This window comes from Streptomyces antnestii (genome assembly GCF_004005495.1).
Lineage (GTDB): Bacteria > Actinomycetota > Actinomycetes > Streptomycetales > Streptomycetaceae > Streptomyces > Streptomyces antnestii.
The window spans coordinates 46,984-66,915 of the sequence record NZ_RZYA01000004.1 but is presented as its reverse complement, the minus strand read 5'-3'; the positions used below and the strand labels follow the sequence as shown (position 1 = coordinate 66,915).

The following is a 19,932-nucleotide window of genomic DNA, read 5'->3' as shown; positions in this document are numbered from 1 at the left end:
GGCGTGCCCCCGATGTGGTGGGGCGTCGGCGCGGCACTCGTCGCCAACGTCCTCTACAGCACCGGGTTCGTCCTGGAGAAACGAGCCCTTGCCGCACTGCCGCAGGTGAGCGTGCGCCGCCCGGCGCGGCTGCTGCGCCTCGTCGCCGGCAGCCCGCTGTGGCTCGGCGGCTGCCTGGCCCTGGCCGCCGGGTTCGGGGCACAACTCGCCGTCTACAGAACGCTTCCCATCGCCGCCGCGCAGGCCATCTTCGTCTCGGGCCTCGTCCTGCTGCTGCTCCTGTCGTCGTCGCTCCTCGGCGAGCGGACGACGGGCCGGGAGCGGTACGCGATCGCGGCGATCCTCGCCGCGCTCCTCATGGTCGTCCTGTCCCTGCGCCAGGGCAGCGACACGGTCAGCAAGGGCGCGCCCGCCGCCCTCATCCTCGGCGTGTGCGTGCCGACCCTCGCGGCGGGTCTGCTCCTGTACGGCCTCGCCGAGCGCCGCACCCGCCGCCGCCACCGGCTGCCGACGGCGGGTGTCGAGTACGGGGTCGCGGTGGGCCTGCTCTACGGCGTCAGCTCCCTGGCGATCAAGGGGGTGGCCGGGTATCTGACGACGGACCGGCCGGTCGCGGCCGTGCTGCACCTGCTGACCTCGCCCTACCCCTATCTCCTGCTCTGCACGGGCGGGTTCGGGCTCGTCATGTCGCAGGCGGCCCTCCAGCGCTGCCGCGCCTCGCTGATCGTGCCGGTGTGCACGACGGTGACATGCCTGTTCACGGCCGTACTGGGGACGCTCGCGTTCGGCGAGTCACTGCCGCGCGAGCCCGTGGCGCTCGGGCTGCGCCTGGCCGGTACGGCGCTCGCCGTGTCCGTGCTGCTCCTCATGCCGAAGCACGACAACTCTCCCCCTCAACCCCCCTCACCTGCCAAGGAGTTGGCTACCCGTGAAGCCCGATGACCCGCTGCTCAAGATCCTCGCGTGCCCGCTCGACAAGGGCCCGCTGCACCTGCTCCCGCCCGGCGACGCCACCCCGCTGTCCGGTGAGCCGCTGTCCGGCGAGGCACGGTCTGGTGAGGCGCTGTACAACCCCCGGCTGCGGCGCCGCTACCCGATCGTCGACGGCATCCCCCAGCTCCTGCCCTCGTCGGGCGAGCAGGTCCCGGAGGACGAGCACGAACGCCTTGTCGGGCGGATGTCGCCCTGAACGCCCCGCCGTGCGCGACCAGGGCGCGGCCGTGCGCGACCATGGACCGTATGGCAGCGCGACGCGGGCCCACCCCCACCGGCGAGCCCTTCACGGTCATCGACTTCCAGCTGGTCCTGCTGCGGCGTATGGCGGACCACAACCCGGACCTGGTCGAGGACGCCCGACGGCAGCTGGGCGCGTCGGTGGCGCGGATGCGGGAGGCGAACCGCCGGTACCAGGCCCGGCGGCATGTCCGTGGCCCGGTGACCACCCGCTCGTTCCACCGCTCACTCCTCGGCGCCCCCGAGCAGACGGTCACCCGCCGCATCGGCGATCTGACCTGCGAGGCCCTGCGGTGGCGGGTGCCGCTCTGGCCCGACCTGCTCTTCGAGGTCCTCGCGGCGCCGAACGGCGCGGTCTGGAACGAGTCGCTGATCCGGGCGCCCGGCGCGCCCGCCCCCGTGCTCCGGACGCTCGACGACCTGGCCCCTTGGGTGTGCACGGTCGACGAGGCGTCCGACGCGTTCCCCCCGGCCCGCCCGATGGAGGGCTCGGCGCCCACGCGCTGGGGGCTCGTCTTCATGGCGCCGGACGCGCAGGGCACCCTGGCGAAGGTCCGCGCGGAGTTCACCTACGGGCTCCTCCAGCGCTGGACCGTCACCGGGTGACGGCCGCTTCACCCTGGACCGTCACCGGGTGACGCCGGCCGCCGCCTCGACGATCGCCTCGGCGACGACCGGCACGGAGGCGGGGTGCGCGGCGCTCAGGAACAGATTGGGCTCGACGAGCTCCAGCTCCATGACGCACGGCTGCCCGTCGTCCCCGTCGACCAGGTCCACGCGCGCGTAGAGCAGCTCGGGCGCGCACGGCACGGCGGCCAGCGCCCGTGCGGCCACGTCGAGTTCAGCGGCCGTGGGCTCCCACGGTTCGAGGGACGGGTGGGGCACCTTGTCCGCGTCGTAGGCCACGCCCGATTCGAGTACGGCGGCCTTCCGGATGGCGTGCAGGTAGCGCCCGCCGCAGAAGAGGACGGCGCGCTCACCGGTGACGTCGATGTTCGCGAGGTAGGGCTGCACCATCGCGGTGAGCCCGTCGCCGTGCATGCGGGCCAGGTGGCGCAGGGCGGTGTCGTGCTCGTCGGCCCGGTAGCGGGCGGCGAACCGGGCGCCGGCGCCCGCCGTCGGCTTGATCACGTACTCGCGGTCGGCGGGCAGCTCGGGCGTGTCACCGGGCGCGAAGTACCGGGTGGGAACGGCGGGCACCCCGCGCCGGACCAGCTCGCCCAGGTACCGCTTGTCGGTGTTCCAGCGCACGACGTCCACCGGGTTGGCGAGCCGGGTGAGCGCCGCGCACCGTTCGGCCCACGCCACGAACTCGGCCGTGCGCCAGCTGTAGTCCCAGGTGGAGCGGATGACGGCGAGGTCGAAGGCGGCCCAGTCGACGTCTGGATCGTCCCAGAACACGGGCTCCGCGTCGGCGCCCGCGTCGCGCAGCGCGGCCACGAGCAGCGGCAGATCCGCGTCCATCTCCCTGCCGGACCGGCTGGTGACCAGGGCTATGCGGCCTGCGCGGCGGATGGGGATGCCTGCCACGGAGAACTCCTCGCGTCGGTGTACGACCATCGGGGCGCAGGCTAACAGCGCCCGAAGGGGCGCGGGGAACTGCGCCCGAAGGGGCGCGGGGAACTGCGCGACCAGCCACAAAGCACCCGCAGGTGACCTACCGGAATCCCAGCGGGACGCTCACGCGCCGTCTTCCGGGTCCCAGTCCAGGAGCCGTACCTTCGCCACCGTCCGCACATGGCGGCGCATCGCCGCCGCGGCCTGTGCGGGGCGGCCCGTCTCGATCGCGTCGAGGATCGCCCGGTGCTGGGCGAGGGAGCGGGCGGGGCGGCGGGGCTGGCGCAGGGACTCGGTGCGGGACTCGGTGACCTGGTCGGCGATGGACCTCATGAACTCGGCGAGCAGCGCGCTGTGGGCCGCGGCCGTGACCGCCGCGTGGAACAGCCGGTCGCCCTCGACGCCGTGGCCGCCCCCGTCGATGTCGGCGGCCATGCGGTCGAGCGCGTCACGCAGCGCGGCCAGGTCCTCGTCGGTGCGGCGTTCGGCGGCCAGCTCGGCGAGCTTGGTCTCCAGGGCCTCGCGCGCCTCCAGGACGTCGGGCAGCCGGCGCCTGCGCTCCACCATGTGCTCGACGGGCTCCGCGTCGAGGCTGTCGCGCAGCAGGTACGTGCCGCCGCCGTGCCGGCTCTCGACGAGTCCCTGGACCTCCAGGACGACGATGGCCTGCTTCACGGAGGCGCGGCTCACGCCGAGGCGTGCGGCCAGGTCGCGCTCCGGCGGGAGCCGGTCGCCGGTGCGCAGGCCGCCGTCGGCGACGTAGGCGCGCAGCCGGTCGAGCACCTGCTCGTACAGGCGCGGCCTGGCCGTCATCGGCCGCAGTGCGTCGGTCATCGGGGGGTCCTCCTCGCTCGCTCCGCAGCGTAACAGCGGGCCGAAAAATGGCCCAGTGGCTGAACCAATCCTCCTCCGCATCCTTGACGTGCGGCCACCGGCACCCGCACATTGGTTCAGCCACTTGGCCACTGCCGTCACTGTCGACCGCCGACCACCGCTAGGAGTGCCACCCGTGTCCTCCCTCTTCCCCGCCCTGGCCCAAGAGCCCGACCGCCCCGCCCTGCGCTTCGGTGACCGCTCCCTCACCTACGGGGAGCTGGCGTCGGCGGCCGGCGCGCTGGCCGCCCGCCTCGACGGCGCGACCCGGGCCGCCGTGTGGGCGACGCCCTCCCTGGAGACCGCCGTCGGCGTCGTCGCGGCGCTGCTCGCGGGCGTGCCCGCGGTGCCGATCAACCCGAAGTCGGGCGGCAGCGAGCTGGCGCACATCGTGGCGGACAGCGCGCCGAGCGTCGTCCTCGCCGCCCCGGGCACCGAACTCCCGGACGCGCTCGGTGACTTGACGTTCGTCGGCATCGACATCGACACGGCCGCCGCGCCGGGCCCGGCCCTCGACGGACCCGAGCCGGACGCCGGGGCGCCCGCGTTCGTCGTCTACACCTCCGGCACGACGGGCCCGCCCAAGGGCGCGGTCCTGCCCCGCCGCGCGGTCACCTCGACGCTTGACGCGCTCCAGGACGCCTGGGAGTGGACCGGCGACGACGTCCTGGTGCACGGACTGCCGCTGTTCCACGTGCACGGCCTGATCCTGGGCGTCCTCGGCCCGCTGCGGCGCGGCGGATCGGTGCGCCACCTGGGCAGGTTCAGCACGGAGGGCGTGACGCGCGAGCTCGGCAGCGGCGCGACGATGCTGTTCGGCGTTCCGACGATGTACCACCGCATCGCGGAGGCGCTGCCCGCCGACCCTGAGCTGGTGAAGGCCCTGTCCGGCGCACGCCTCCTGGTGTCCGGGTCCGCGGCGCTGCCCGTGCACGACCACGAGCGGATCGCCGCCGCGACGGGCCGCCGGGTCATCGAGCGGTACGGCATGACGGAGACCCTGATGAACACCAGCGTGCGGGCGGACGGCGAGGCCCGCGCGGGCACCGTCGGCGTGCCCCTGCCGGGCGTCTCGGTGCGTCTCGTGGAGGAGGACGGCGTCACGGAGATCCCGGCCGGCGACCCGGAGGCCGTCGGCGAGATCCAGGTCAGGGGCCCGAACCTGTTCACGGAGTACCTGAACCGGCCCGACGCGACGGCCGGCGCGTTCGCCGAGGGCGGTTGGTTCCGCACCGGCGACATGGCGGTCCGCGACGCGGACGGCTATGTCCGCATCGTGGGCCGCAAGGCCACCGACCTCATCAAGAGCGGCGGCTACAAGATCGGCGCGGGCGAGATCGAGAACGCCCTGCTGGAGCACCCCGGCGTGCGCGAGGCCGCGGTCACGGGCGAGCCCGACGACGACCTGGGCGAGCGCATCGTGGCCTGGATCGTCCCCGCCGACGCGGAGCGGCCCCCGGCCGCCGACGAGCTGGCCTCGCACGTCGCCGACCGCCTGGCGCCGCACAAGCGCCCCCGCGTGGTGCGCTACCTGGAGGCCCTGCCCCGCAACGACATGGGCAAGATCATGAAGCGGGCGCTGCCCCGTGACTGACGCGACGAGGCTCTCCGCCCGCGACGCCCTCGCCCGCGTCGCGGACCCCGGCACCTTCGGCGAACTGCCCGCCCCCGAGGGCAAGTACGGCCCCGACGGGCCGCTCTCCTGGGAGGGCTACGACGCGGCACGGGCGCGCGCCGCCGCACGGACCGGCGAGGCCGAGTCCGTGGTGTGCGGGACGGCGTCGGTCGGCGGGACCCGGGCCGTCCTCGTCTCCTTCGAGTTCGGCTTCCTCGGCGGCTCGCTCGGCGAGCGCGCCGGGGACCGCATAGAGGCCGCGTACACCTACGCCCGCGAGCACCGGCTTCCCGTCGTGCCGCTGGTCGCGACGGGCGGCAGCCGGATGCAGGAAGGCATGCGAGCCCTGGTCCAACTCCAGCGTGTGGCACGGCAGTCGGTGCTGAACCGGGAGGCCGGACTGCCACAGGTGGCGGTCCTGCGTGACCCGACGACGGGCGGCGGCTGGGCGACGCTCGGTGCGGGCGCCGACGTGATCCTGGCTCTTGAGGGGGCGCAGGTGGGCTTCGCGGGCTCGCGGGTCAGGCCCGCGGACGCGGATCCGTCGGCGTACACGGCCGAGGGCCAGTACGCGGCGGGCGCGGTCGACGCCGTCGTGCGCCCGGACGACCTGGCGGGGACCCTCGCCCGGTGGCTGCGCCTGCTCACCCGCCCGTCCGACGCGCCCGCCCCGGTCCCGTACGCGCTCGGCCGCGGCGATCTGCCCGCCACCGGACGGGAGGCCGTGCTCCGCGCCCGCGCTCCTGAACGGCCGCGTGCCGGCGCCTACTTGGACGCGTACTTCACCTCGCGGGAGGCCGTCAGCGGTGACCGCTGCGGGGGCACCGACGAGGGCATGCTGTGCGGGTTCGGGGAGAGCGCGCGGGACGGCCGGACGATCGCGTTCGCCGCGCAGACGGGCACGGCGACGCGACCGGCCGGCTACCGGACGGCGGCCCGCATGGTGCGGCTCGCCGGGCGGCTCGGCGTGCCGGTGCTCACGCTTGTGGACACACCGGGCGCGGCCAATGACGCGGAGGCGGAGCGGTCGGGGGCGGGCGCCGCGATCGCGGACCTGTTCACGGCGCTCGCCGCGTCCCCGGTGCCGGTGACGACACTGGTCGTCGGCGAGGGCGGCTCGGGCGGTGCGCTCGCGCTCGCCGCACCGGACCGCACGTGGGCGACGCCGGACAGCTACTTCTCCGTGATCGCGCCCGAACTCGCCGCGGCGATCCTCAAGCGCGCGCCGGAGGAGACGGACGCGACGGCCGACCAACTCCAGGTCAGGCCACAGGATCTGGAGGATCTCGGCGCGGTGCGCGGCATCGCGCAGCCGGCTCCGTAGGCGGCTCCAAAGGCGACCGGCGAGGTATCGCAAAGAGGTATCGCAAATACGAACAGGGGAGCAGTTGTTCCCTCGAACAGGTGGTCGTTCCGCCAGGAATTGCATGAGGCCCGGGTGACCAACGATGCTTACGGTGCGCAAGCAACGGGCTGCAGACCGTAATCGTGCACCCGGTCCATGTCCCATACGTGGCCGGGGAGTTGGTCCCACTCAGGCAACACCGCAAGGAGAACGCACCACCATGAACCTCATCACCGACATCCTCGCCGGCCTCGCCCACTTCCTCGGCTGGCTCGTCTGACGCCGAGCGCGAAGGTCACGCGGAGTCACCGCGACGGCGCCGTCTCCCCCGGTCCCACGGGGAGGCGGCGCCTCCGCGCGTTCACCCTCCGCACGCCACGGCCGCGTCCGTGAGGGCACGCAGCCGCGGCAGGATCTCGCCGGCGACCCGGGCCGGCTCGTCCGTACACGGACACCCGTACAGGATGAACTCGTCGATGCCGGCGCGCCGGTAGGCGGCAAGCCGTCGCGCCACCTCGTCATACGTGCCGACGACGGCATCCTCCCCGGCACCGGTCCTTCCGTCGTCCGGGATCCGGCCCGCCGCGTCCCACGCCTCGGACGCCTCGGCCCTGCCCACCACCCGCAGCCGGATCCCGTACCGCAGCCGGGACCCGTCCCCCCGAGTCGCACGCTCCCCCGCCCCCCGCTCCCGCGTCCGGGCGACCCGTTCCGCCACGGCCTCCGGCGGCGCGCTCCGCACAAGCCGTACGTCGGCCCGCCGCGCCGCGATCCCGTCGGCGGCCGGCGACGCACCCCCGAAGTAGAGCGGCACGGGATGCTCGACGGCCGGGTCCGTCAACTGGGCTCCCTCGACCTGCACATGCTCCCCCTGGAAGTCGATGCGCCGGCCGTCGAGCAGATCCCGTACGACGGCCATCACCTCGTCGGTACGCCCGTAGCGCTGGTCGTGCGTCAGTCCCGCGCCGTGCGCGCCGACGTCGAGCCGCAGCCGCCCGCCCGCGAACCGGCGGAAGGCGTCGGCCTGTTGGGCGATCACGGTGGGCCGCGCGGCCTCGAAGGGCAGCGCCACGAGGAAGCCGATCCGCTCGGAGCGGCGACACAGCGCGGAGGCGAGCACCCACGGGTCGGGGCCGCCGGCCGGGATCGCGAGCGAGTCGAACCCGGCGGACTCGGCGGCCAGGGCCGTGCGGGCGAGCGAATCGACGTCGGCGGGGCGCCGGGCCGGCAGGTACCAGTGCAGCAGGGGATGGTTCTCGGGCATGACGACACCTCGGGAATCGCGCGGGGGCGTGGGCTACTGCAGGAACGGACGCGAAGGGCCGCCGGAGCGGCCGGGGTCGGGCGCGGCGCGATGACGTACGGCGCCGGAAAGGCGCGGCGGCCCGCGTCAGGAGCGGGCGGCGCGGCGCGGGTGAGCCCGACAGAGCATCGTCGACACACGCAGAAGATCCACGTGGCGGCGCGAGACGAGCACGCGCGAGACGAGTACCGGGGCCATGCACGCATCCTGTCCGCGGGCCCGGCGCCCCACAAGTGCGCTCCCGCATGTCGGACATTCACGTCTCACAGACTGGACATGACCGCATGCGCGAGGGCCCGGCGCGGCTGGCTGCCGCACCGGACCCTCGCATCAACACCTCGACAGGGGCGCCTACTTCACGCCCACCGCGCGGATGATCTCCTGCTGGACCGAGCCGCCCTTGTCATCGCTCGCCGAGGCCCGCAGGGACACGAACTTCGCGTCGCCCGGCACCGTCAGCGTCCCGTTCCAGGACGCGCCGCGCCCGTCGAGCGCGACCGCCGTCCAGGTCTTGCCGTCGTCGTACGACACCTCCAGCTTGCCGCCACCGATCGTGCCGGTGCCCGCGGCGCCCTTGACGTACTCGGAGTGGATGCCGACGGGGATCCGCTTCCCGGCGGGCACGTCGCCCGCGAGGTCGGTGTCGACGTCGAAGCCGAGGTTGAGCAGCGGCAGGAACGTGTACCGGTCGGAGGGCGTCCGGGCGGACTTGAACGTCCACTCGGCGTGCCCCTTCGTACCCAGCTTCCAGCGCTCCGGGGCGAGCGTGGTGTCGGTCGTGACCTTGTAGGTGTGCTCCGCCGGGTCGGCGCCCCACACGTACACGCCCGAGCTCTTCTTCTTGTCGGCCAGCACGCCGTCGACGTACACCGCGGAGGTCTGCGTCTGGGTGGGATCGCTCCAGACGTCGCCGAAGCCGGTGTGGTCGGGACCGGAGTCGCCCCAGCCGGGCACGTTGAACCGGAGGTTGTCACCGGCACGCTGCTGGCCCCAGCCGAGACCGCTGCCGAGCCACGGGTGCCAGACCGGCTTGAACCAGTCGAGCTCCTTGTGCGTGCCGCCCTTGTAGGTGATCAGGCCGCTGCGCTGCTCCAGGTCGGTCGGCCCGGTCTGCACGGACTCGTGCCACTTCTGGCCGGTGCCGGTGGAGACGTGGTCGGTGCGCTCGGCCGGGTAGGCGATCCGCTCCAGGAAGCCGAGGCCGATGGGGAAGGCGTCGGTGAGCGAGTAGCGGTACTCGCCGCCGTCCTGCGGCTTCACGGCGTGGAACTTGGCGTCCAGGACGGCGAGTTCGTCACCACCCGGCTTGTAGGTGAGGTCGTGGTCGGGCACGGCGCCCTTGTGCTCGTCGGTGAGGTCGTACACCCAGGGGGTGTAGGTCGTGCCGGTCATGTCGATGCGGCGGCCGGCCCTGGCGGCGGCGGCCAGTGCGGCGCCGTCGGCGGCGTTGACCGAGGCGATCTGGATCGGCCGGTCGCCGTAGTTTTCGTCACCCCACCATTCGCTGAGGCGGCCGGGGGCGTCGTCGGTCACGAACAGGGCCTTGACGCCCGCGTCCTGGGCGGCCTGGGCGAGTTCGGCCGGGGTGAGCGCGTCGGTGCGGCGCACCAGGACGGCCTTGCCGCGCACGTCCTTGCCCGCGTAGTCGGCGGCGGCGCCGTTGCCCAGATCGACGATGTCGAGCTTGTTGCGGCCCTCGATCAGCGTGCTGCCGGCCTGCTGGAGGACGTCGCGCACGCCGTCGACCTGGAGCCGCGGCTTGCCGAGCCGCCACACCGTGCGGTACTCGAAGCTGCCCTCGGCGGCCTTCTCGGTGGGCGCCGCGAAGATGCTGTCGTACTTGACGGGCACCTGGACGGCGCTCATGTAGTCGGCGCCGCCGCTCTTGCGGTCCGCCTCCATGAGGAGCTGACGCGTCTGGGCGGTGCGGCCGACGTCGGCCGAGATCTCGCGGAGCTTCCGCCCGTCGAGGGTGATCTCCCGGTCGCGGTCGAGCTTGACGCCGGGGTCGGCGAGGTAGCCGAGGCCTAGCGAGTCCTTGCCGTGGCTGCCGCGCACGTCGAGGTAGGACTCGACGTAGTACGAGCCGGGCTTCAGGCGCAGCTGGAGCGTGCCGGAGTCGCCGACCACCGCCGGGAACGGGTCGGTCTGCGCGGCGAGTTGCTGCACACCGAGGTACGCCGCCGTCGCGGCGCCGTCACGGTCCTTCACATGGATGGTGAGCGTGTACCGCTCCTCCTCCTTGACCATGCCGAACGCCGTGTGCGCGACCGGCCGGCCTGCCGCGGACGCCACGATCTGCCCGCTGGTGTTGCCGACGGCGGCCTTGGTGCCGTCGCCGGTCACGGTCGTGGAGGCGGTGCCGTGAGCGGGCACGGTCAGCTTGCTGTCCGCGAGCGAGACGACACCGTCGGGCGCGCCCTGCGCGGCCAGCGTCAACTCCACCGCGCTGTCCGAGGAGTTGGTGTAGGTGACGGTCTTCGTGACCGGCTTATCACTGTCGTACGGCCACTTGACGAAGCCGAGGTCCGCGCTGCCCGTCGCGGTGATGTCGGCGGCCACGGCGTCCGGCACGCTGACGCGCCCGGCGCCCAGGTCGTAGGCGGAGTCGGGGAGTTGCTTCGATGTCGACATCAGCGCGTCCTTGAGCTGCGCGCCGGTCCAGTCGGGGTGCTTCTCGGCGAGCAGGGCTGCGACACCGGCGACGTGCGGCGTCGCCATCGACGTACCGCTCATGGTGGTGTACGAGCCGCTGCCGGAGACCAGTGAGGAGCGGGCGGCGAGGATGTTCACGCCGGGCGCGGACAGGTCGGGCTTGAGCGCGTTGTCGCCGTAGCGGGGGCCCATGCTGGTGAAGTAGGCGGCCTGGTCGGCCGAGTCGACGGCGCCGATGGTGAGCGCGGAGTCGGCGGCGCCGGGCGAGCCGATGGAGCCGGCGTAGCCGGAGTTGCCCGCGGCGATGACGAAGAGGGCGCCGGTGTCCTTGGAGAGCGAGTTCACGGCGGCGGCCATGGGGTCGGTGCCGTCGCTGGGCTCGGTCGAACCGAGGCTCATGGAGACGACCTTGGCGTGGATGTCCTTGGCGGCCCACTCCATGCCGGCGATGATCTGGGACTCGCTGCCGGAGCCCTGGTCGCTGAGGACCTTGCCGACGGCGAGGGTGGCGCCGGGTGCGACGCCCTTCTCCTTGCCGTCGGACGCGGCGCCGCTGCCGCCGACGGTGGACGTCACATGGGTGCCGTGCCCGTTGCGGTCCGCGACCTGCTGGCCGTCGATGAACGACTTGGACTCGGAGACGCGCGAGGCGAGATCGGGGTGCGTGGCGTCGTAACCCGTGTCGAGGACGGCGACCTTGACGCCCTTGCCGGTGAGTCCGGCCTCCCACGCCTTCGGGGTGCCGATCTGCTCGTTGCTCTGGGCCATGTCGGCCTTGACGCGGCCGTCGAGCCAGATCTTGCCGATGCCGTCGGCGAAGCCCTTGCCCCCGGCGGCGGTCGCGCTCTTCCAGAACGTGCGGCCCTTGTCGGCGGCCACGGCAGCGCCGCCGATGCTGGCGAGGGACCGGGTGCGCTCACCGCCCTTCGGGGTGCGTGCCGCTGCGCGGGCGCTCTTGCCGCTGTACGACACGATGAGCGGCGTCGCGTCCGCCTTGGCGTCGGCGAGGCCCTGGCGTATCAGCTCGCTCACGTCGAACAGCCGCGCGTCCAGGGTGCCGGCTGCGAGATAGGGCCGCGCCTCGTCGGGCACGACGGTGATCCTGCCGTCCGACACCTGGGTCCTGACGGCTCCGGTCGCGCCCTTGGCCCGGTCGACGGTGACGGCCTTCTTGTCGCCGCCGAGGTCCGTCACGGTCACCTTGTCGCCGGTCACCAGGGTCACGGTGTGGGCGGCGCGGGCCGCGGGCGTCGTCGCGTGGTCCGCCGGGGTGGTGACGTTCCCCGCGACGGCCTGGCCGCCCGGAAGCAGCGCGAGCGCGAGCCCGGCCGACAGCAGGGCGGCGCCCCGTCTCGCTGGTCCTCTGGTCATCGTTGCCTCTCTCCGTAAGGCCCGGGTGGGGGTGTTACCCAGGCGCTGCGACGAGTGTGAAGTGCCCACTGTTACGGCGACATCGCCCGGACCTGGCGGAAAGCTGCCCTGGCACCTTCCCGCCAGAGCCACGATCCGGCCGCACGCCGAACGTCGGCTGACAGCGCCAACTCCTTTCGGCCACAATGACGTTGATCGAGTGGCACACACGTTTCGACCGGTTTCACGGGGGCGGCATGGACGGTTTGGTGGAGTACGAGACCGAGGACGGCGCGCCCGTCGTCTTCGAGGCGTCCGACGACACGGGCTCCGGGGCCCGCCTCGTCTCCCGAGGGGGCCTGCCCACGGCGCAGGCGGTCGGCACGTTCGAATCCGCCCTCGACGGGGCGCGGGCGGCGGCCGAGTCGGCCCTGCGCGTCTTCCGCGAGGGCCCCCTCAAACCGGACGGCGTGGAGATCGAGTTCGGCGTGAAGATGTCCGCCGAGGCGGGCGCGGTCATCGCCAAGGGCACGGCCGAGGGGCATCTGGTGGTGAAGCTCAGCTGGTCGGCGGCGGACCGCGCGGCCACGGACGGCGCGTGAACAGCGCGCGCTGGCACGCCAGGATCGAGTGCGGGCGCCAGATCGGGGCGGGTTTCCTGGTGACCGGCCGCAAGGTCGTGACCTGTGCCCATGTGATCGCGGACAGTGGCGCCGCGCCCGTCACGGTCACGTTCCCGTACCAGGCGGGCGCGGCCGCCGTACCTGCCAGGGTCGTCGCGTGCGGCGGCTGGGGCGGCCGTCCCACCGACCCCGGAGACCTCGCCGTCCTCGAACTCGACGAGGAGGCTCCGGTGTCTCCGGCGGCTTTTGCCCCGCCGGACGCCGCGTTCGGCGAGCCGGCGCGCAAGCTGGTCGCGTACGGGTTCCCGCGCGGCTACGACGAGGGCACGCTCGCCGAGTACCGGGCCACGGCCGCCCAGCTGATCGGCGGCGAGTGGATCCAGCTGGAGGCGTGGAACGGCCACGGCCAGCCCCTGGAGGCCGGGTTCAGCGGCGCGGCGGTCGCGCTCGCGGGCACCGGGGAGGTCGTCGGCATGGTCACGGCGACCGGCGGCCGCGGCGTGCGCAACGGCCGGATGCTGCCCACGCACGTCATGGCCCGCTACTGGCCCGAACTCGGCGCGCACCTCCCGGTCCCCGCCCACGAGGACGCGGACCGGGACCGGTTGCGGATCCTCGTCCAGAAGGCGGCCCGCGCGGGCGTCGACTGCTCCCCGGAGCGCCTCTATCTCGACGCGGCGGGTCCGTTCGGCCCGCCCCTGCCGCCCGGCGGCTTCGACTCCTTGTGGGCCGCGGCCTGGTACGTCCTGTGCGAACTGGACGACCCGGAGGCGGTGACCCGCTTCGCGGACCGGCTCGACGCCCTCCTCGACGCGCCGCGGGCCGGTGCGGCCGTGCGCCGTGCCCGGCCCGACTGGTCGCCGATCCTCGTCGAGATCGACCGCAGCGGCGCGGGCGACGGCCAGGTGGTGGTCGAAGTGTCGGCGTACAGCGCGGGCCGCCGTCACCCGGTGGACTCGCGCACCCTGGCGCACGGCGAGCTTCGCCCCTACGTCCGCGAGCGCATCGACGAGGCCTTCCGTCATCTCGCCCTGGACTCCGATGAGTTGATCGCCTTCGCGCTGCCCCGCGAGTGGCTGAACTGGCCCGTCGACCAGTGGGAGAGCGGCCCCGACGACCCCACGCCGCTCGGCTGCTCGTACCCGCTCGTCGTCACCGACCACGCGCGGCGCAGGGGCGGTCTGCGGCACCGGCTCGCCCGCCGGTGGCAGGGCGTCGACGCCGGTGCGAGTGCCTCGGTGCACCGCGTCGAGTGCGACAGCGGCGAGGACCCCCGAAAGCTGCGGCTGCGGCTGCGCGCGGCCGATGTCGCGGGCTTCGCGGGTCCGCCCGCGGCCCGGCTCTCCGGCCCCCGCTTCGACACCGCCCTCACCAAGCCGGTGCCGGTCCTGCTGTGGCCGCGTTCGGGGTGCCACGGAGAGCACGGGGCAAACGGAGCCGAGGAGGAGGGAGAGGACGGCGGCTGCGCGGGCGCGGAGTTCCTGAACGCACTCGGCCCGTACGTCGCCGGGGTGACGCCCGCCGAACTGCCGCGCCACATCCTGTCGTTGCGCGAGGCCGCGGACGCGGCGGACGACCCGGACGGACACTGGGCCAGAGACGTCCAGCTCCTGTGGGACGACCCGCGCTGCTTCCCCGACCCGCACGCCACGACCGCCCATCTGCACTCACCCGTCGCCTGACCACCCGTCGCCCGACCACCACCACGTCCGCCACACCCGCCCGCCCGTTACGGAGATCCGGATCATGCCCCTGTGGCCCGTCTACACCGGTACGACCGAGCCGCACGACGGCATCGACCTGCTGCCCGCTCCGCCGCCGTGGCGGGCCTTCGACGGCGGTCCCGCGCTGCCGGCGCCCGCCGACACCGACGACGCGGCGGCGGTCTCCCCGGACCGCCGGCACCGCGCCCACACCTACCGGGCCACCCCGGAGAGCGTCCAACTCGTCAACGCGGCGCTCTACCTGCGCCGCCCCCTCCTCGTCACGGGCCCGCCCGGCACCGGCAAGTCGTCCCTCGCCTACGCGGTCGCCCGCGAGCTGCGCCTCGGCCCGGTCCTGCGCTGGAACATCACGAGCCGCAGCACGCTGGCCGACGGCCTGTACCAGTACGACCCGCTGTCCCGCCTGTACGCGGCCCGGGGCGACGACCGGTCCCCGACCGGTGACAGCGGCGTCGAGGACCATCTGCGCCTGGGCCCCCTGGGCACGGCACTCCTCCCCTACGCCCGCCCCCGCACCCTGCTCATCGACGAGATCGACAAGAGCGACCTGGACCTGCCGAACGACCTGCTGAACATCCTGGAGGAGGGCCAGTACGAGATCCCGGAGCTGGCCCGCGCCGCACGCCACGCGCCGGACGCCCACGCCGAGGTGATGGCCCACGGGACGGACGCGCGGGTGCCGGTGGTACGCGGCCGGGTCCGCTGCCGCGCGTTCCCGTTCGTCGTCCTGACCAGCAACGGCGAGCGCGAGTTCCCGCCGGCGTTCCTGCGCCGCTGTGTGACGCTGCGCCTGCGCCGCCCCGACGAGTCCCACCTCGCGGAGATCGTCCGCGCCCACCTCGGCGAGCCCGACGAGCACGCCCGGCCGCTCATCGCCCGCTTCCTGGCTCGTGCGGGCAGCGGCGACCTCGCCACGGACCAGCTCCTGAACGCGATCTATCTGACGGGCGCGGCGGGCCTGGACGAGAACTCCCGCGACGAACTGGCGGAGCGCCTGATGCCGTACCTGAGCCGGGCGGCCGACCCCGATGCGCACTGAACCCGTCCTGCTCGGCGACCTCGCGGCCGCCCTGACCGCGGCGTCGGGCGGTACGGCCCCGACACCGGTGGAACTGGCGGAACTGCTGTGGCTGGCGGGGCGGTTGGAGGACGCCGACCGGCGCGCCGAGCCGTCGACCGGAATCCTGCCCGACGGCCCGCACCCGTCACCCGCCCCCGTGGCCACACCGCCCCCACTCCCTCAGCAGCCCCCACCCCGCACGCCCCCGAAAGCGCCCACGCCCGCACCCCCCGGGCCCGGCAAGCCCGACCGCGTCCCCCTCTACCTCGACCAGGCGGAGGACACCGCCGCGGTCACCGCCGCCTCCCTGCTCGCCCCCACACCCCCCATGCTCCGCCACCCGCTCCCGCTCCAGCGGGCCCTGCGCCCCCTGAAACGGCGCGTCCCCTCGCCGACCGGGGGCCGCGTCCTGGACGAGCGCGCCACGGCCGACCGCATCGCCCGCCTCGGCGCGCACCCCTCTTCCTGGCTGCCGGTCATGCGGCCCGCGCCCGAGCGGTGGCTGCGCCTGGTCCTGCTCCACGACACCGGCCCGACGATGCCCGTGTGGCGGCCGCTGGTCAGGGAACTGCACACCGCGCTCGCCCAGTCGGGCGTCTTCCGCACTGTCAGCCTGCACCGCGCCACCCCCGACGGCCGCGTCGAGCATCTGACCGTGCCCCACGACGGCCGCACGGTCGCGCTGCTGCTGAGCGACTGCACGGGCCCGCAGTGGCGGGAGGGCGAGGCGGGCAGACGCTGGCTCGGCACGCTCCACTCCCTCGCGACGCGCATGCCGCTGGCCGTCGTCCAGCCCCTGCCCGAACACCTCTGGCGCACCACGGCCCTCCCGGCCCGCCCCGGACTCCTCACCGCGCCGCACGCCGCGGCCCCGCTCTCCTCGCTCGGCTTCACCCCGTACGCGGAGAGCGGTCCCGGCCCGTCCCGGCATCACGGCTCGGTGCCTCTCCCCGTCCTCGAACCCGGCCCGGCCTGGCTGGCGAACTGGTCCCGCCTGACCGCGACCACGGGCGGTGTCCATGTCCCGGGCGCGGCGGCCTGGTTGCCCCCGTCACCGGTCGCGGACGAACCCCGCGAGGACGTCGCGTCGCTCACCCCCGAGGAACTGGTCCTGCGCTTTCGCGCGACGGCGTCCCCGCAGGCCTTCCGCCTGGCGGGCCACCTGGCGGTCGGGGTCCCGCACCTGCCGGTGATGCGCCTGGTCCAGGCGGCCCTGGAACCCGAACCGCGCCCCCAGCACCTGGCCGAGGTGATCCTCAGCGGCATGCTGACGACGACACCGGGCCCTCCGGGCTCGTACGCCTTCCGGGACGGGGTACGGGACCTGCTGCTGCGCTCCCTGCCCCGCACGGCCCGCGGACGCACCTCCGAACTCCTGGTCCGGGTGGGTGAGTTGATCGACGAGCGGGCCGGTGTCGCGGCGGGTGAGTTCCGTGCGACGACGCGGGGGGCGGCGGCGGAGGCGTTCGCGACGGTCAGCGAGGAGAGCGTGCGGAGGCTGTCGGGCGGGACCGGAGGGGTGCCGTCGCGCGGCATCGGCAGCCGGTACCGGTTGCTGCGGCGCCTGCGGGCCGGCGGGACCGTGTGGCAGGCCCGGGACGAGGAACGGGGGCACGACGTCGCGGTGAAGCTGTACGAGGCCATGCCCGCGCGGCAACACCACGCGTTCCTCCATCACTCAGGCGTACTGGCCCGTATCGATCACCCGAACGTGGTCAGGGTCCACGACTTCGGTGTCGAGGACGGGACGGCGTACGCCGTCATGGAGTATCTGGAGGGCGTCCCTCTCAACACCCTCGCAGTGAGCGGCAGTTACCAGCTGCCGGCGCCCCTTCGCACATCCGTCACGATGCAGCTCGCCGGCGCCGTCGACGCCGTGCACTCCGCGGGGATCCGCCACGGCCGGATCGGCATGCCGCAGGTCACCCTGCTGCCGGACGGCACGGTGAAGCTCACTCTGTTCGCCCCGGGTGCCGCGAGCGACCCCACCGGGATCGCCGAGGACCTGCGCCAGCTCGGCTCACTCGTCGACCTGCTGTACAAGGGGGTGTCCCCCGGTGGCGACACCGCCGTGAGCCGGCTGCACCTGTCCACCGCGAAGGTCCTCATGACGGAAGCTCCCGCCCGTCAGGAACAGGCCATGAGCCTGCTGCTCAGGCCCCTGCCCGACAACGACCGCTCCGCCGGCCACGACCCCCGCCACTACCGCCTGCTCGGCCCCCTGACCGTCACCCGCAACGCCACGCCCCTCACCCCGTCCGCCCCCGCCCTCCAGTCCATGCTCGGCATGCTGCTGCTCAGGAACGGCAGCCCCGTCAGCCGCGGCGAACTGCTCGAAGGCCTGTGGGACGCGGGCAGACGTCCCGACCGCGCCGACGCCCTCCTCGGCACCTACGCCTCACGCCTGCGCAACGCGCTCGGCCCCGGCGCCCTCGCCACGCTCCCCGACGGCTACGCCCTGCACACCAGCACGGACACCGTCGACATCGTGCGGTGCCAGGCTCTCGCCGCCCTCGTCGAGTCCGCACGCGCGGCGGGCGACCTTCCCGCGGCCCGCGACCATGCCGCCGAGGCCCTCTCCCTCTGGCGAGGCACCCCACTCGACGGAGTCCCCGGCCCCGCCGCCCGCACCGCCCGCACCCGCTTCACCCAGCTCCATCTGACACTCCTCAAGACCCGGGCCGAACTCGACCTGGGTCTCGGCGACTTCGAGCGCGCGGCCACCGACCTCTCGCCCCTCGTCCGCGACCACCCCTCCCACGAGGACTTCCGCCGCCTCCAGCTGATCGCCCTGCGCCAACTGGGCCGTGAGGGCGAGGCGTTGGAGGCCTACTCGCAGTACGTGAGGTCCGGCGGCCGACGAGGCGACTTACTGGAGGAAGTGCAGCGGGAACTGCAGGGGGCACGCGACACCGCGCGATCCGCGGCCCGCGCCCATACGTCCGCCACGTTCCGGTTCGCCGAGGACCCCGTGCACCCGGACGCGCACACCGCGCTCGGCCGGGCCGTGGCGCTCCTGGTCACCGAGGCAGGCCTGGACGCCCGTGAACACGGCCTGCTGGCGCGCGCGGACGGCCACGAGGTCCTGCTGAAGACGGCGGACGCCGCGCTCCTGCTGCTGACCGCGACCCAGGCTCAGCGACGGCCCTACCTGTGGGATGTGGTGCCGGGCTGCCCCCGACTGCTCGTGACGTTCTGGCCCACCGCCGGGCCGGGCCGGCCGGACGCCGGCACCTTGCGCGCCGACCTCGACGCCGCCGACGCGGACGCCATGATCGTCGTGCCCCCCGCGCTGCGCTCCGCGCTCCCCAAGAGCGCTTCGGCCGGCATCGGGGCCACGTACTGGCGCTGGTTCGAGCACCTGCCCCAGACCGTCGTCGACGAGGGCACGCGGAACAACGTACGCGGCCCGCACGCCCTGCCCCCGGCCGGCGAACTCCCGCGCCCGGCCCCCGAACACGCCGTAGTCGTCCACCGCCGCCCGGACGGCGGCCTCACCCTGACCCCGCCGGCGGAGCCCGACCCGGCCTGGGAGCACTACGAGGTCGACCTCACCCGGCACAGCCTGTTCGTCGACGCGGGCCCCGGCGCCCTGGTCTCCGTCCGGGTCACGGACCCGGTGGAGGCCGTACGCCACGCCGACCTGGACCTGACGGAGGAACTGACCGACCACCTGGAATCAGAACTCGGCCGCCTCCCCACCCCCCTGGACCGGGCGGAACTCGAACGCCGCCTGGCCGCCGGCCACCCCCTGCCCGGCCACGCGGTCCGCTGGCAGCTGCTCGACACGGAGCCGCCCCCCACCTCACACGCCCTGAGTTTCACCGAGGCACTCGACGTCGCGGAGTCCGAGGACGTCCACGCGCTCGACCTCACCCTGGGCCTGCAGACGCGCCGCGCGCCCTCCCTGGCCGACACACTCGCCACCGCCGAGGCCTTCCTCCTGGGCTTCGACGGCCCGCTGCTTCAGCTCTACGCCGGTGTCCGGGCGGCCCGGAACGCGGCCCGGGAACTCGCCGAGCTGGCCACCGAACTCCGCGACCCGGAAGAGGCGTTGTCCGGCGATCCCCTGCGCACCGTCGACACCCCCATGGAGGTCGACGTCCACCCCTTGGACGTCCTGCGCACCTTCGCCGGCCATCGCCGCCTCGCCCAGCCCCTGCGCGAACGCCTCGACGCCATCGAGCTCCGCGCCCTGCGCACGGCCCGGCCCACCCGCGACGCGGACCGCCTGCTCCGCGCCCTCGGCGCCACCGGCCGCCCGCTCTCCGTGGTCAGCGACGTGTCCCCGCACGTCGTCTCGGCCCACCTCCAGAACCGCGCCCTCACCGTCCACGGCCGCGCCGACGACCTCCGCCTCCTCATGCCGAACCCGGACGTCCTGCACCGCGCCCTGCACCGCCCGGGCTCCCCCACCCCGCACGCGGTACTCATCGGCTCCTCCCCCGCGGAACTGACAGCGGCCCGGACCCTGGGCATCCCCTTCATCGGCTACGCCCCCAACCGCCGCACAGCCACCCGCCTCACCACCACCGGCCCCCACCACCTCGTCCACAACCTGGCGGAACTGATCGAAGCCCTGCCCCGATGAGCG

The 19,932-nt window shown here is 74.1% G+C and carries 13 protein-coding genes; 9 read left to right on the top strand and 4 right to left on the bottom strand.

All coding sequences use genetic code 11. From position 1 onward, the window contains the following. The first annotated feature begins 12 nt into the window (after window positions 1–12). Genes EOT10_RS10695 through EOT10_RS10685 form a run of 3 tightly spaced genes read left to right on the top strand, consistent with a single transcriptional unit; the run spans window position 13 to window position 1,839 of the window. On the top strand, window positions 13–942 hold the full coding sequence (locus EOT10_RS10695) for a hypothetical protein (protein ID WP_127828196.1): 930 nt from the start codon (window positions 13–15) through the stop codon (window positions 940–942). Then, window positions 929–1,189 (top strand): Trm112 family protein, encoded by a 261-nt coding sequence (locus tag EOT10_RS10690; protein WP_127827885.1) that lies wholly within the window; start codon window positions 929–931, stop codon window positions 1,187–1,189. Before EOT10_RS10695 ends, EOT10_RS10690 begins: the two co-directional genes overlap by 14 nt. Window positions 1,190–1,239: 50 nt before the next feature. Further along, complete coding sequence (locus EOT10_RS10685) at window positions 1,240–1,839, top strand: hypothetical protein (protein WP_127827884.1); 600 nt, start codon at window positions 1,240–1,242, stop codon at window positions 1,837–1,839. A gap of 21 nt (window positions 1,840–1,860) precedes the next feature. Here the strand turns inward: EOT10_RS10685 and EOT10_RS10680 are convergent, their stop codons facing one another. Continuing rightward, window positions 1,861–2,763, bottom strand: coding sequence for an ATP-grasp domain-containing protein (locus EOT10_RS10680; RefSeq protein ID WP_431313273.1), 903 nt, complete (start codon window positions 2,761–2,763; stop codon window positions 1,861–1,863). Between the two features lie 150 nt (window positions 2,764–2,913). After that, on the bottom strand, window positions 2,914–3,624 hold the full coding sequence (locus EOT10_RS10675; RefSeq protein WP_127827883.1) for a FadR/GntR family transcriptional regulator: 711 nt from the start codon (window positions 3,622–3,624) through the stop codon (window positions 2,914–2,916). A gap of 175 nt (window positions 3,625–3,799) precedes the next feature. Here EOT10_RS10675 and EOT10_RS10670 point away from each other — a divergent pair, with 175 nt between their 5' ends. Both EOT10_RS10670 and EOT10_RS10665 read left to right on the top strand, forming a co-directional pair. Then, window positions 3,800–5,257, top strand: a complete 1,458-nt coding sequence (locus EOT10_RS10670) for an acyl-CoA synthetase (protein WP_127827882.1) — start codon at window positions 3,800–3,802, stop codon at window positions 5,255–5,257. Further along, a complete protein-coding gene (locus EOT10_RS10665; protein ID WP_127827881.1) occupies window positions 5,250–6,602 on the top strand; it encodes a carboxyl transferase domain-containing protein in 1,353 nt (450 codons plus the stop codon). Before EOT10_RS10670 ends, EOT10_RS10665 begins: the two co-directional genes overlap by 8 nt. Before the next feature lie 382 nt (window positions 6,603–6,984). On the opposite strand, the gene EOT10_RS10660 is transcribed toward EOT10_RS10665, so the two are convergent. Both EOT10_RS10660 and EOT10_RS10655 read right to left on the bottom strand, forming a co-directional pair. Further along, window positions 6,985–7,887, bottom strand: a complete 903-nt coding sequence (locus EOT10_RS10660) for an LLM class flavin-dependent oxidoreductase (RefSeq protein WP_127827880.1) — start codon at window positions 7,885–7,887, stop codon at window positions 6,985–6,987. Window positions 7,888–8,277: 390 nt separating this feature from the next. Continuing rightward, on the bottom strand, window positions 8,278–11,952 hold the full coding sequence (locus tag EOT10_RS10655) for a S8 family serine peptidase (RefSeq protein WP_127827879.1): 3,675 nt from the start codon (window positions 11,950–11,952) through the stop codon (window positions 8,278–8,280). Window positions 11,953–12,188: 236 nt separating this feature from the next. Between EOT10_RS10655 and EOT10_RS10650 the strand changes: the two genes are divergently transcribed. The 4 genes from EOT10_RS10650 to EOT10_RS10635 all read left to right on the top strand — a co-directional run bounded on the left by EOT10_RS10650 (window position 12,189) and on the right by EOT10_RS10635 (window position 19,929). Beyond that, on the top strand, window positions 12,189–12,533 hold the full coding sequence (locus EOT10_RS10650; protein WP_127827878.1) for a CU044_2847 family protein: 345 nt from the start codon (window positions 12,189–12,191) through the stop codon (window positions 12,531–12,533). Continuing rightward, a complete protein-coding gene (locus EOT10_RS10645) occupies window positions 12,530–14,236 on the top strand; it encodes a VMAP-C domain-containing protein (protein WP_127827877.1) in 1,707 nt (568 codons plus the stop codon). Before EOT10_RS10650 ends, EOT10_RS10645 begins: the two co-directional genes overlap by 4 nt. 64 nt (window positions 14,237–14,300) lie before the next feature. After that, window positions 14,301–15,317 (top strand): AAA family ATPase, encoded by a 1,017-nt coding sequence (locus EOT10_RS10640; RefSeq protein ID WP_127827876.1) that lies wholly within the window; start codon window positions 14,301–14,303, stop codon window positions 15,315–15,317. Next, entirely contained in the window at window positions 15,307–19,929 is a 4,623-nt protein-coding gene (locus EOT10_RS10635; protein WP_127827875.1) for an SAV_2336 N-terminal domain-related protein, read from the top strand. Before EOT10_RS10640 ends, EOT10_RS10635 begins: the two co-directional genes overlap by 11 nt. The last annotated feature ends 3 nt before the right edge of the window (window positions 19,930–19,932 follow it).

Bases quoted from the DNA above. Each gene is read 5' to 3' on its own strand.
- EOT10_RS10650 (WP_127827878.1), top strand. From the start codon at position 12,189: ATGGACGGTTTGGTGGAGTACGAGACCGAGGACGGCGCGCCCGTCGTC.
- EOT10_RS10695 (WP_127828196.1), top strand. From the start codon at position 13: ATGTGGTGGGGCGTCGGCGCGGCACTCGTCGCCAACGTCCTCTACAGC.
- EOT10_RS10675 (WP_127827883.1), bottom strand. From the start codon at position 3,624: ATGACCGACGCACTGCGGCCGATGACGGCCAGGCCGCGCCTGTACGAG.
- EOT10_RS10660 (WP_127827880.1), bottom strand. From the start codon at position 7,887: ATGCCCGAGAACCATCCCCTGCTGCACTGGTACCTGCCGGCCCGGCGC.
- EOT10_RS10685 (WP_127827884.1), top strand. From the start codon at position 1,240: ATGGCAGCGCGACGCGGGCCCACCCCCACCGGCGAGCCCTTCACGGTC.
- EOT10_RS10635 (WP_127827875.1), top strand. From the start codon at position 15,307: ATGCGCACTGAACCCGTCCTGCTCGGCGACCTCGCGGCCGCCCTGACC.
- EOT10_RS10655 (WP_127827879.1), bottom strand. From the start codon at position 11,952: ATGACCAGAGGACCAGCGAGACGGGGCGCCGCCCTGCTGTCGGCCGGG.
- EOT10_RS10640 (WP_127827876.1), top strand. From the start codon at position 14,301: ATGCCCCTGTGGCCCGTCTACACCGGTACGACCGAGCCGCACGACGGC.